The sequence below is a fragment of the Leptolyngbya sp. BC1307 genome (assembly GCF_002286735.1).
GTDB lineage: Bacteria > Cyanobacteriota > Cyanobacteriia > Phormidesmidales > Phormidesmidaceae > Phormidesmis.
Window position 1 is genome coordinate 21,505 of sequence record NZ_NRTA01000014.1, and the last position, 12,361, is coordinate 33,865.

General features: G+C 53.1%; 12 protein-coding genes and 1 pseudogene. 5 read left to right on the top strand and 8 right to left on the bottom strand.

What is annotated here, in order from left to right; genetic code table 11:
* Window positions 1–45: 45 nt before the first annotated feature.
* Window positions 46–180, bottom strand: a complete 135-nt coding sequence (locus CKL79_RS24175; protein WP_276299797.1) for a hypothetical protein — start codon at window positions 178–180, stop codon at window positions 46–48.
* A gap of 160 nt (window positions 181–340) precedes the next feature.
* On the opposite strand from CKL79_RS24175, the gene bioF reads away from it, so the two are divergent.
* Both bioF and CKL79_RS10110 read left to right on the top strand, forming a co-directional pair.
* On the top strand, window positions 341–1,540 hold the full coding sequence (gene bioF / locus CKL79_RS10105; protein WP_121969463.1) for an 8-amino-7-oxononanoate synthase: 1,200 nt from the start codon (window positions 341–343) through the stop codon (window positions 1,538–1,540).
* 98 nt (window positions 1,541–1,638) lie between these two features.
* The gene (locus tag CKL79_RS10110; RefSeq protein WP_121969464.1) at window positions 1,639–1,854 is read left to right on the top strand and encodes a hypothetical protein; all 216 of its coding nucleotides are present in this window, start codon (window positions 1,639–1,641) and stop codon (window positions 1,852–1,854) included.
* On the opposite strand, the gene CKL79_RS10115 is transcribed toward CKL79_RS10110, so the two are convergent.
* Complete coding sequence (locus CKL79_RS10115; RefSeq protein ID WP_121969465.1) at window positions 1,848–3,665, bottom strand: mechanosensitive ion channel family protein; 1,818 nt, start codon at window positions 3,663–3,665, stop codon at window positions 1,848–1,850. The genes CKL79_RS10110 and CKL79_RS10115 overlap by 7 nt on opposite strands.
* An 85-nt stretch (window positions 3,666–3,750) precedes the next feature.
* Here CKL79_RS10115 and ribD point away from each other — a divergent pair, with 85 nt between their 5' ends.
* Window positions 3,751–4,857: a bifunctional diaminohydroxyphosphoribosylaminopyrimidine deaminase/5-amino-6-(5-phosphoribosylamino)uracil reductase RibD gene (gene ribD, locus CKL79_RS10120; protein WP_121969466.1), complete on the top strand. Its 1,107-nt coding sequence runs from the start codon at window positions 3,751–3,753 to the stop codon at window positions 4,855–4,857.
* Between the two features lie 5 nt (window positions 4,858–4,862).
* Here ribD and CKL79_RS10125 read toward each other — a convergent pair whose 3' ends face one another.
* From CKL79_RS10125 to purU, 4 genes and pseudogenes are all read right to left on the bottom strand, one after another.
* Window positions 4,863–5,228: a thioredoxin domain-containing protein gene (locus tag CKL79_RS10125; RefSeq protein ID WP_121969467.1), complete on the bottom strand. Its 366-nt coding sequence runs from the start codon at window positions 5,226–5,228 to the stop codon at window positions 4,863–4,865.
* Window positions 5,229–5,557: 329 nt separating this feature from the next.
* The gene (locus CKL79_RS10130; protein WP_121969468.1) at window positions 5,558–6,316 is read right to left on the bottom strand and encodes a TIGR00297 family protein; all 759 of its coding nucleotides are present in this window, start codon (window positions 6,314–6,316) and stop codon (window positions 5,558–5,560) included.
* Between the two features lie 158 nt (window positions 6,317–6,474).
* The gene (locus CKL79_RS10135) at window positions 6,475–7,098 is read right to left on the bottom strand and encodes a hypothetical protein (RefSeq protein WP_121969469.1); all 624 of its coding nucleotides are present in this window, start codon (window positions 7,096–7,098) and stop codon (window positions 6,475–6,477) included.
* A 220-nt stretch (window positions 7,099–7,318) separates the two neighbouring features.
* A pseudogene (gene purU / locus CKL79_RS10140) lies at window positions 7,319–8,178 on the bottom strand (formyltetrahydrofolate deformylase).
* 124 nt (window positions 8,179–8,302) lie between these two features.
* Here purU and CKL79_RS10145 point away from each other — a divergent pair.
* Together CKL79_RS10145 and CKL79_RS10155 are read left to right on the top strand one after the other, a co-directional pair.
* On the top strand, window positions 8,303–8,875 hold the full coding sequence (locus tag CKL79_RS10145) for a hypothetical protein (protein WP_121969470.1): 573 nt from the start codon (window positions 8,303–8,305) through the stop codon (window positions 8,873–8,875).
* 494 nt (window positions 8,876–9,369) lie between these two features.
* Window positions 9,370–10,101, top strand: coding sequence for a hypothetical protein (locus CKL79_RS10155; RefSeq protein WP_121969472.1), 732 nt, complete (start codon window positions 9,370–9,372; stop codon window positions 10,099–10,101).
* 94 nt (window positions 10,102–10,195) lie between these two features.
* On the opposite strand, the gene CKL79_RS10160 is transcribed toward CKL79_RS10155, so the two are convergent.
* Entirely contained in the window at window positions 10,196–11,524 is a 1,329-nt protein-coding gene (locus tag CKL79_RS10160; protein WP_121969473.1) for a hypothetical protein, read from the bottom strand.
* A gap of 291 nt (window positions 11,525–11,815) precedes the next feature.
* Window positions 11,816–12,061 (bottom strand): RNA-binding protein, encoded by a 246-nt coding sequence (locus CKL79_RS10165; protein WP_121969474.1) that lies wholly within the window; start codon window positions 12,059–12,061, stop codon window positions 11,816–11,818.
* Between the last annotated feature and the right edge of the window lie 300 nt (window positions 12,062–12,361).

Here is a 12,361-nt window from a genome sequence, read left to right on the forward strand (position 1 = left end):
GTCGAGTTCGGCTTGGGAGGTGGGGTCGGCGCAGCCATCCCAAGGCTAGTAAGGGTCGCTTTTATCAGCAAAATAGTAGCTAGCGAGCATAAAGCCCCAAAACAACTGTCGGTGGAATAAGGCCAGACCGCCCAGGGTGATCGCCCCTGCCGCTAAGAGTGAAATCCATTTGTTTTGCATACTATGATTGAGCTAGCGAAGACCCTCACGATAAACACTTCGAGCAGCAGCGCCAGCAGAAAAAGTGCCAGTTAGCCAATTCGCACAGCTTTCTGCAAGCTAACGCTGGCTGTATGACTGCCTGACTCTGGCTGCCTGACTCTGGCTGCCTGATAATGCCATGCCCGATCCCTATAGCTGGGTGAAGAAATCTCTGCGCACCCTCCACCATGCTGACTGGTATCGCAGCGTTCAGACTATCGAAGGTCTACCTGGGCCGGTCGTGACGATGGCGGGCCGCGCCCTGGTTAATTTTGCCAGTAATGACTATCTGGGCTTGGCGAGCGATCCGCATGTGGCAGAACGGGCGATCGCGGCCACCCGAACCTATGGCACAGGCGCAACTGGCTCTCGTCTGCTAAGTGGCCATCGACCCTTGCACGCTGAATTGGAGCAGGCGATCGCTCATCTCAAAGGCACCGAAGCCGCCCTGGTTTTTAGCAGTGGCTATTTGGCAAACATCGGCACAATCACCGCCCTAGTCAACAGCCGCGATCTGATTTTGGCCGATGCGTATAACCATGCCAGCCTGAAAAATGGCGCGTCGCTGAGCGGAGCCACCGTCATTGCTTATCGTCACAGCGATCTCGCTGAACTGGCTAACGCTCTGCTTCAACATCGCGCTGCTTATCGCCGGTGCCTGATTTTGACAGACGGCGTTTTCGGCATGGATGGGGATGTGTGCCTGCTGCCCGAGATTTTGGAGTTGGCTGGTCGCTTTGAGGCGATGGTGATGATCGACGAAGCCCATAGCGCTGGCGTTTTGGGTAAAACCGGGGCAGGCTGCGCTGAGCACTTTGGCTGCACTCATTGGCCGATGGTGCAAATGGGCACGCTCAGTAAAGCCTTTGCGAGCTTGGGTGGCTATGTTGCTGGCAGTGGTGAACTGATTGAGTTTTTGCGCAACCGAGCGCCGAGCTGGATCTATACGACCGGACTCTCACCCGCAGATGCGGCGGCGGCACTGGCAGCGATCGCCCTACTCCAGCACTCTCCTGATCGCTTAGCACAGCTCCACGCCAATGCCCGCTACCTGACTCAGCAGCTCGATCAGCTTTTGAGCGATTTGCCCCCTGCTCAGCAAGCCACCCTAAAACGACTGCCCTCCGATTCCGCCATTATTTGTTTGCAAGTGAAAGACGCAGCGACCGTTCTCAGGCTGGGGCAGCAACTGAAAGACCGGGGCATTTTTATCTCAGCCGTGCGACCGCCGACCGTGCCGATTAGCCGACTGCGCATGAGCGTGATGGCAACGCATACGCCCGCCCATATCGATCAGCTCATAGATGCGCTCAGGGTCTGTTTGGCTGAGGTGGATTGAGCGATCGCTGTCGCAATTTAACACCCGATAGAGATACTGGCGATCGCCATCCTCTAACATGGGTAATAGAGGACGTTTCATTTTAATTCCATCAGATCATGACAGAAATCAACTGTGCCGAAGCTTGTAAAGACGGCTGCGTACTAGGTGACCAGTGCCCTCACAAAGAATCGCGGCAGCAGGCGTCGGCGTTTATCGAAAACACTTCTCTAGACGACATACTGGAGATGGCCGCCGAGGCAGTGCGTCGCAAACAGCAAGAACGTGCCAGCGAGGGGCCTAAGTGGGTTTTTCCTGAAGATGGCATTCAGTGAGCAGAGTCGGACTGAGTGACCTCTTCTGCGCGTAGCTGAACTGCAGCTGTTTGCCCGCTATTGGTATCGGCTCGCTTTTTCCAACGAAGTTCCAGCTGTTCTTGCGGGACCCCGATGGCAATGCCCGCCTGGTCAAATGACTGCTTAATGCGCTGCCGCAGCTCAAAAGCGACGGGCCACTGCTTGAGCGGCTGAGTTTTGAGCAGCAGGCGCAGGTTAATACCGGTATGATCGACTTTATCGACGCCCAGAACTTCTGGCGGTTCTAAAATCAGCGGCTGCCATTGGACATCTTCAGCTAGCTCAGAGGCCGTTTCTTTCAGCAGAGACAGCGCCTTATTCAGATCGGTGGTGGTCGCTACGCTCACGGAGAAATCGACTTGTGCCCAATCTTTTGAGAGATTTTGGACGATGCTGATCTGGCTATTGGGAATAGTGATCAGGCGGCCTTCGATGTCACGCAGCTGCGTAATGCGCAAATTGACATGCTCAACTGCGCCTGTTAGCTCCTGTACCGTGATCACATCGCCTATGCCGAAATGGTCTTCAGCCAGGATCAAAAAGCCATTGATGAAGTCTTTGATCAGGCTTTGTGAGGCGAGCGAAATGCCCACGCCGATGATGCCAGCACCTGCGAGCACTGGGCCAATTTGAACGCCAGCGATCGCCAGCGCCACCAGCACCGTCACCCCGAAGATAATCGCCCCCACTAGACCCTTAGCTACCTGAGAAAAGGTTGAAAATCTCAAATTCAGCCGCTGCGACTTATCCGGTGCCCACCGCGTACCTTCCTGCAGAGCCAGGCTAACTTTATCGATCACCAGGCTGCTTATTCGCACCGTCAGAGAAGCCAGCCCTACAATCAGCAAAATCTTAGCTGGAATTTTCATCCACTGAAGCAAAAGCGTCGATAGCCAGCGGCTGTAGGGAAATAGAGCCAGTATCCACAGCAGGCTGCTGATCCACAGGCCAAGTTGAAATAAAACCAACAGCCCGCGCTCAACTTCGTTGATTTTGCGCTTTTGATGATTATCCAATCGAGCCTTGAGCTGTTCGAGAACAGTGTTTAAGCTCATAGGTGAGGCTTCTACCATGGGGTAACTGCCGCTCCTAGCCTGACCAAGCTGGGTTTGGGCATTGGCCAGGCGCACCTGTCGCTGCTGTAGCTTACGGCCGATGCGCCTGACGGCGATTTGTAAAAGGCTGGCAATCACGACGATGATGACTCCAATGCGAGCCTGCCGCTGCCAAAAACCAGGTTCACGCTCTCGCTGATAGCGGCTAAAAGCAGTCCGCAGCGTTTCGGCAAGCGCCTCAGCGCGATTGTCCGGATTAGCGTGACCACTCAACCGGGCATCAAGCGCCGTAACCGTTAACAGCGGCTGGTCGTTGATAAAGATGACCGGCAAGTTACTGGGCTCGTCAGTTTCCACTGTGACCTCTGGCGAACTGTCTGACCGGGCCAGGGTATATAGCCGCTGCTGAATTTCTTGCGCCCGTTCTTCGGCGGGCCACTGACCGACGACAGTCGGTGCGCTCACCCAAAACAGCGTTCTGCCATCTAAGTAAATCGGGGCAGCCGCAATTGACTCTGGCATGATCGTCCACTGCTCGGGCAGCAGCCGACTAGTCGCCGATAGCCCTTCAGATGAGTTGGCGGGCGCGGGCGTAGCATCGAGTGATGAGGCGTTGCCAGGAACCAAACTATTAGGGGGGATTTGAGCTAGCCCCGGTAGTGCCCACAGCAGCGCCGCACTGAGAGCCGCCAGCCAGTATTTAAGCTTTCCTAGGGGCAAGAGACGAAATGACATAAAATTGCTCGTCAGCGAATCATCGATACTGTACTTGTATAGCGAGCGTACGGATACATACTCGCAGAGAAGGCTACGCTAAACCATGACCCAGTCAAAGATCCACTCTCCATCTGCCGATGACCCCATAGAAGCTGCGATGATGGTGCGCTGCTGTGAACTGGCTGCTCAGGCGGCTGGCCACACAGCGCCTAATCCGCTAGTTGGCGCTGTGATTGCTCAGGCCGGTCAGATTGTAGGCGAAGGCTATCATCCTCGGGCGGGTGAGCCTCACGCTGAGATTTTTGCGCTGCGAGCAGCGGGCAGTCGGGCCAGCGGCGCGACGCTCTATGTCAATTTGGAGCCCTGCAACCACTATGGCCAAACGCCGCCCTGTAGTGAAGCGGTGATTCGCGCGGGTGTGCGCCGGGTCGTGATTGGCATGGCTGACCCCAACCCTAAAGCGAGCGGCGGCATTGAGAAACTGCGGGCGGCGGGTATTGAGGTGAGTGTTGGCATAGAAGGCGATCGCTGCCGACAGCTCAACGAAGCATTTATTCACCGGGTGACGCACCACCGTCCCTTTGGCATTTTGAAATATGCCATGACGCTAGATGGCAAAATTGCCACGACCACTGGCCACAGCGCTTGGGTGAGCGGCCCTGAGTCCCGCCAGCAGGTCCATCGGCTGCGCAGCCAGTGCGATGCGGTCATTGTCGGCGGCAATACGGTGCGCCAGGATAACCCCAATCTAACCAGTCACGGAGTCGGCGATCGCAATCCACTGCGGATCGTCATGAGCCGCCAGCTCAACCTGCCCACAACGGCAAACCTGTGGAATACCGCCATAGCGCCGACGCTGGTGATGACGCAAACAGGCGCTGACCCATCGGTATTAGCGGCTCTGCAAGAGCAAGGCGTTGAAGTCGTTAGCTTTGAAGCGCTGACCCCAACTGTCGCCATGACCGCCCTCTATCAGCGGGGGTTGCTGAGCGTGCTGTGGGAATGTGGGGGGACGCTGGCGGCTGAGGCGATCGCAGCGGGAACTGTGCAAAAGGTCTGGGCCTTTATTGCTCCCAAGCTGATTGGCGGCACCACGGCTCCGTCTCCTCTAGGCGATCTGGGCCTGAGACACATGAACGAGGCTCGACTGCTGAACCGGGTGCAGATGACAGCCGTCGGCGAAGACTTCTTGCTACAGGGCTATCTATAGGGTAGCTACCGCTGAACTGACTGAGGGGTAAAGGCAGTTTCTAGCCGCTGCCGATAGGCAATATCTTTTAGCTTGGCCTGAAAAGCCTGACGGCTTTGAAACCCTTCAATCCGCTGCAAAACCTCGCCCCTCTCTATATATAAGAGAGTTGGTAGGCTCCTGAGCTGGTAGCGATTGGCCAGCTTAAAATTCTCATCGGCATTGACACAAAACAGATTGACTGGGCCGGGCCATTCAGCCTGAATGCTGGTCAAAACAGGTGTCACGAGCTTGCAAATGCCACACCAGGGCGCAGAAAAATGAACAAACGCTGGGACTGAAGAGGCCAGAACTTCTTGATCAAAGTTTTCCTCAGTAACCGTACTCATCATAGGAGGGTCGTTGCTCTGCAATCGTCTATGGTTTTTAAGAGGGTCAGTCAAATTGGCGGATCAATGACCTGCCTAGAGTTAAAGCCAGCATAGAGTAACTAAACAGCATTCAGATTCATTCAGTCTGGTATGTCAGTCATTATCTATAACTTGACCAGTTTCTCTCTGATTAATTACATTTTATAGGGTTTTCTAACAAAAACACACGGCTTTTCGTTTACAAAACTTTTTCTTTCTGAGCTTTCTGTCTCAGCCTCAGCGTAATTTTAGCCGGATACTCAGTCCCTAACATCTGTAAATAGTCAAAAAGTAATCGAAGCGGCTGAAAACTAAACCAGCAGCCAGCCTAATCCGATTGCCAAAATCGCGCCGACCGTCGTATTGATGATGTTGACCAGGTCGTGGGTCAGCCAGCCAAATTTTTCTTCAACAGTTGCCCCGATCAGGCTCTCTACTGTGGTTGCGCCAAAAGCTGCGATCGCACAAATGCCTACACCCAGTGGAGAAATTAGCCCGATTGCCCAAGCCAGCGCCGCTAGCGCCAGCGAAGCGACTATTCCTGCTGCTGTCCCTTCCAGGCTAACCGCGCCTTCGGTGCCGCGTGGAACGGGCTGTAGCGTCGTAATCAAAAATGTTCGCTGACCGTAAGCTTTACCGATCTCAGTCGCGCTCGTATCCGATAGCTTAGTGCTCAAAGAAGCGACAAACCCCAACGCCAGCAGCGGTTGCCATAGGGATAATCCGCTAGGGTAAAACAGCCGCACGGCCACGACTCCCACCGCGCACACCGCGCCCGTCAGCGCCGAGCCCCAAACGTTGCCAGGCCCGCGCACACCTCCGCGCGCCTCAGCAATGCCGTAGGCCTCTTTTTGGGCCATGCCGACTTTAGTCACCGCTGAACCCACAAAAAAATAAAACAGGGTGACAACATACGCCCGCCAGCCTAAAGCCCCCCACAAGATCACCCCCAACACCCAGGCATTGCCATAGCCTGCCGGGGTGAGCAGCTTTTTGGGTAGTATGAAGGCGATCGCCACCAAAACGGTATTGAGGGCGATCGCCACCAGCCAGGGATTGTCTATGAGCATAGGCTTGCGCTGTTAACAGTTGTAGCTGGTCTCAGTTGGCGGGTCTGATCTGTTGAGCCGACTTTTGAAGTCTACATCTTATATATCTAATGGATATTGGCTAATAGATATTGGCTAATGGATATTGGATATATAGACGCAGACAAAACGGCTGACGGTTACTTTGCCTTAGTGACACTCTCCGACTGAGAGTAGCGACCGTTGCGACCCCGATACCAGGTGCCGTCACGAGCGCCCGCTGACAAAATATTAGAGATGCGGTTCCGAGCCTTGAGGAAGGAGGGGCGTGGCATGTCTTCACTAAAGATAGAAGACATCACATCGGCGATCGTAAACACCTCTGAGGGCTGAGAGCGCAAAACACTGCTCACCGCTTCAGGTAAAGCTGCTTCGTGGTACTCAGCTTGAACATACTTTTGCCAGTTCGCCGCTCTGCCGTCCTTTTTCTTACGTGGTGTGGATGTTTTGTCAGCCTTTGGCTCCCGCCCTGATTTGGCCTTAGCTGCTGTCTTAGTCGTTTTCTTGGCAGCAGGTTCGCTCTTTTCAGCTACAGGTTCTTCAGCTGCGGGTTCTTCAGCTGCGGGTTCTTCAGCCATCGGCTCCACGAGAGCAGGTTCTGAAACGACAGCCTCTTCGCCATCTGACGCTTGGAACATGTTGATCACAGTACGTAAGCCCTGCCGCTGCTCTTGTAGCTGAGAAAGTTTGGTTTCTAAGGTTTCGACTTGCTGGGCGAGGTCAGTCTCAACAGAAACAAGCTGGGAAAGGACAGGGTCGCTCATTTTTTAAAAATCCTCATAGCAGTAATGGTTTCCTTGTTGCTTATTGTGACAGTCTCTGCGAGATTGTCTTTGTACAAAGTGAGTGTAGCGTTTTCTGCGACCTTTGCTAAGCGATCAAACAATTGTGTAAAAATCTTGTCATCAGTTTCGTCTATTCCTGGAGTTTGCTATCAATGACCGCTTTTGCAGACTGTGCGGGCAGCAGTGGTTAGCGAAACGGCTAGCGAAACACAATTGTCTTGTGATTATGCAGCATGACCCGGTCTTCGATATGGTAGCGGAGCCCTCTAGCCAAGACTGTTTTTTCAATGTCCTTGCCGTAGCGGGCTAGGTCGCCGGGTGAATCGGAGTGATCGACGCGCAGCACGTCTTGATCGATGATGGGACCGCAGTCTAGATCTTTAGTCACATAGTGACAGGTGGCTCCAATGAGCTTTACCCCGCGAGTATGGGCTTGGTGATAGGGTTTGGCCCCGATAAACGACGGTAGAAAAGAATGGTGAATATTGATAATGCGGCCTGGGTAGCGATCGCACATGGTTGCCGACAAAATCTGCATATAGCGCGCAAGCACCATCACCTCTCCCCCTACGGCTTCAAAGTGAGCCATCATCTCTTCGCAGGCTGCCGCTTTGGTCTCACGGCTGACAGGCACATGATGAAAAGGAATGCCGTGCCACTCAACTAATCCGCGAAACGCCTCGTGGTTAGAGATAACGCAGACGATGTCGATGGCTAACTCATGGCTGCGCCACCGCGACAGCAGGTCGTCAAGGCAATGGCTACTTTTAGACACTAAGAGCGCTACGCGCTTTCTCTGCGCCGAGTCTCGAATGGCCCAGTCCATTTTAAACTGCTCTGCTATCGGGCGAAATCGCTGCTGCAACTCCCCAAGCTTGAAGGGGAGAGAGTCCGCTAAGATCTCTTGCCGCATAAAAAACGCTGGCCCTCCTGCTCTGAGTGGTGCTGAGCCTCACTGATCCAGCCGTGGCTATCGGCTATCAGTGAGCTGACTGCGGCGACGATGCCAATGCGGTCTGGGCAAGAGAGGGTAAGAATGTAACGCCTGGAAGAGGTCATAATCGATAGGAGGGCTCACTAGTGACTGATGCTATCAGAGATAAAGATAAAGCTCAGGGCGTTCTTCCAGATAGAGGCAGCTAAACGGGTATGATGCCGTTTAGCAACGTTCTTTCTCTATCTTATGCGCGCGCTTCGTATCCTCATTCTCCTAGTGTTTTTGCCAGCAGGGTTGGGATTGCTCATTCAGGCGGCTGACCCAGCATTAAGTCTGACAGTAAGTCACATCAGCGGAGCGCAGCGGCTGCTGTCACTGTCATTGGCACTGTTCTGCCCAGAACTCGCGCATATGGCCATCGTAGATCTCAATAATATTGCAGCGGTTGCCGAATTACAGGAGGACTCTCGTCTACGTCATTTCTCCAAAGTCACTGTTAGTACTGTTGTTCTAGAAGCGGTCGGATTTTACGCGGCGCTGGTTTCTCTTCAGTGGGGAGTAATCGCTATTATCTTCAGTCAGCTCTGGTTCAATCTGCTAGCGGGCATACAGCTGTGGCCAGGGCAGTCTCCGCCTATTACCCCGCACGGTATCTCTGATCGGCGAGCCGTTTTGATAGCCAATGGCTTAGGGCTAGGGCTCATCAGTCTCTGGCCCCTGCAAGCAGTTCGGATTTGGCTAGCTGCTGGGCTGTTCACGCTGATCACTCTCTTTTTAGTGATTAAGTATGGCTGGCAAAAGGTAGAGCAGGCGCGATAGAGACTCTAAAAATGTCTGAGTGCAAGGCTAGGTGCGTCCTGGCGATCGCCTAATGTCATGGATCAATGCCATTAGTAGCAGAGCGATGGCTGGTAATTGTTGGGAGGCCCCAACATCTGTTTTGGCATCTGTTTTGGCGAAAAAGCCCACGGCATAAGGGTCGCCGGCTTTTGTGCAATAGCTAAAAGCTGAAAGTTGTCATGTTCAAATACAGCCACTTGCTCTCTCTGAATGTTATGTGAGCAGGGCATACAGCCGTTGATTTAGACCGGACTATTCTGTAATCTCCCGGATATTCGCAAAAAAAAAGTCGAAAAAAGACTTGATTAAAAAGAAGAAAGTGTTTTAATAGTGTTATTCTCGAAAAAGATATTTCGTCCAAAAGCATTTCAGGTAAAGGTTTTCCTGCAGACACTGCCGGAACTTCTGCTGCAAGGCACTTTCACCAAAACATCAATACTAAAACCTAAACACAATCACGGAGAATATGACCTATGTCTACATCTGTTTTGCCCCAGCTCTTAGAAGTGGATTCTGAGCTGTCGGCACAAGCGAGTACGTTAGAAGCTCAGCTAAAGCAACTGCAGGAAAAGCGCAAAGGCATTCGTACTGTTATTGCGATGTTTGAGTCAGGTAGAGCACCTGCAACCGCTGACATTCCTGAAATTGTCGAATCAGCGCCCGCCGAAGAGCCTATCGAAGAGCTCACCGAAGAGCCCACCGAAGAGCCCACCGAAGAGCCCGTCGCTAACCAGACGACCAAAACCAAAGCAGTTACTAAAAGAAAAACAAAAGCGACCACAGCTAAGACCACTAACGCTAAGGCCACTAAGACTAAAGCGAAGCGCGGTCGCCCGGCCAACGCAAAAGCCGCCGTATCTGCTGATTCGTCTGAAGCTAAGCCTGAAGTTAAGCCAGATGCTAAGGCAACAGCCAAGCAGAGCGGTAGATCATCCAACTGGCACCGCTACGTGCAAGAGACCTATCGCCAAGCGCCTCTGCCCGATGTCGTTGTTGGCGTGTTGCAGGCTCAGCCCGGTAACGTCTTTAAGATTGCCGACGTTATGAGTGCAGTCTTTAAAGAAGACATGCCCGAGAATTACTTCTTAAAAGCCCGCAACCGTGTCTCTAATATTTTGTCTGCGGGTGCCCGTAGTGGTGAGTGGTATCGGGGACGAGGCGGCACTTACAGCGTCTCTGAGAAGGCGATCGCGCGCGTTGGCTAGCTGACTTATCTAGCAGACTATGTCCTTCATTTATCAGGCTCTGAGCGCACCCCGTTCTCAGAGCTTTTTTATGATATCTAGAACGACTGCACCGTCACTTACCGCTAGACTGATAGCTGAAAGGGACTGCAGGCGCAGGCATTCGCTGAGCGCTCAGAGACAGCGTGATGGTGTTGTCATCGGTGCGTTCGTAAATCCACCTTTCTTCTGGGCAAACCTCAGAGGCCAGGTTTGGTAGCTGATTGGGCCACTGCCCCGATTGAGAGAGCTGCTTAGCCTGTAAGACTTTTTGGGTGAGTTCTAGGGTGAGGGCGCGATCGCCTGCTGCTCGCCAACGCTGGGCCACCACTACCGGCGATATCGCTGTCGCTGAATTCCACCAGGCTGTTTTCTCCTGACTCAAGATGAGTTCGGCGATCGGCAGTGGCGTAGCACAGATATCTAGAGGGGTCAGCTGATCGAGCGCCCGATGAGCGGTGCGAGTAGTATCGATGGCGGTCAGCTCCAACCCGTAAGCAGGTGAAAACCAGTAAGATAGCGTTGCCAACAGTTTTTCTAGATCTGTCATAGCGCCGGGTCGCTGGATCAGGCGCAGCAGCGATCTCTGAGAGATTTGATACTGCAACCAGGCATCAAATTGCAGACCGGCTATGACCGATGGGCGCTGACTCTGCTGAGTTAGCCGGGTTTGCCAGATAGCAGGCACATTCTCCAAATGTCGCAGAACGCCTGCCTGCTGCTCAGAAACGACTGACACCAGCATCTGAGAGACCAGGTCGGGACGCTGAGCGATCGCCTGGTTCAGCCGCCATGAAGCTTCTAACGCTGTCAGCATCTCATCTTGCCGCCCTTGATGGCTATGGTCAATAGCAGCGAGCAACAGCAGCTTCTGCAGATTGAAAACATTGACAAAGCCAGGAAACGGATAGTTCAGCTCAGACATCCGCTCAAAATCCATTTCCCACCGGGGCGCTTCGCTCTCCAAAATTTGAGATTGGGCAGCAGCGATCGCTTCTCTATGGGCATTGAGATAGGTGCTCAGAACTGGGGGCGGCGAGTCTAGCGGTCCTGACACCTTAGCCGCTTGCTGCCGGAGAAACTCGCTTAGCGTCTCTTCAATCGTCTGATAGGCCCGCTCAGCTTCTGGCCGGACGCGAAAAAATAAACTGCTGGGATCATTCGGAATAAAGCCTAGATCTGCCGCCATCTGATCAAACTGCCGGGCGGCGGCATTGCGCTGATAGGTTGGGAACTGAGCAAAGAAGGTATTTGCCTCTACCGCCATTTGCGCTTGCTGCTGCCGGGCCTGCACACCGCTCCAGAATAAGACCACCCAGGGCAAGCCAAACACACCGAGAACAGCTAAAAATAAAAACGGGCGCGGACGGCTCAGCTGCTCTTTTTGTTTGGCGGTAAGTTTCAAAGCGGGGTGCAATTGGGAAGGGTACGTAGCTGAAGCGATTAAACGCTGAGCGGTCTATCTCTTCAGTTTGCCCTCTTCAGTTTGCCCTCTTCAGTTTGCCCTCTTCAGTTTGCCGACTGCTTGAGAGTGCTGCGGTTAAGCAATCCAAGCGTTAAGCGACAAAGAGACTGCGCTTTTATCCTTCCCAAATATAAAATATGAACCCAAATATAAAATATGAACTCACCGAAGAATGAACCTTCGGCGAGTCTGTGTGTGGCAGTCATTGGCCGTAGCTGTCCGCTACGATCCTTAAGTGCGTGGCCTGGCCTTATTGACCTTAAGCGTGCGGCCCATCCACTCAGCGCCGTCCAATGCTTCAATCGCAGCCGATTCTTCTGCTTCACTGCTCATTTCTACAAAGGCAAATCCTCTCACGCGACCGGTCTCGCGGTCTGTGGGGAGCTTGACAGACTTAACCGAACCGTACTCTGCAAAGACCTGGTGGAGGTCATCTTGAGCGGCATCAAAAGACAGGTTTCCAACGTAAATTGACATAAAAGCGTCTCTAGACTGTCTCTAGAGTATGGATTACAAGACTTTAGATATGGGATATATCTTTACTGTGAACTTTTTTTTGAACGGGCTGTCTCTTCTGGGCTGCTTCTTCTGGGCTGACTTCGTCAAAGCTGGCTCCTCAAAAAAGCCGCTATCAGCCACAGTAGCACAGTCATAGGGTGCCGCAGTAGTACGGCTCAAGCAATGCTCAAAAAGCGTTGAAACTCATTCTAGGAATGCCTATAGACCAGTTTACCTATGTCAGATGTACCTGCCTATTGCCCTTTTTGGCTGTAGCAC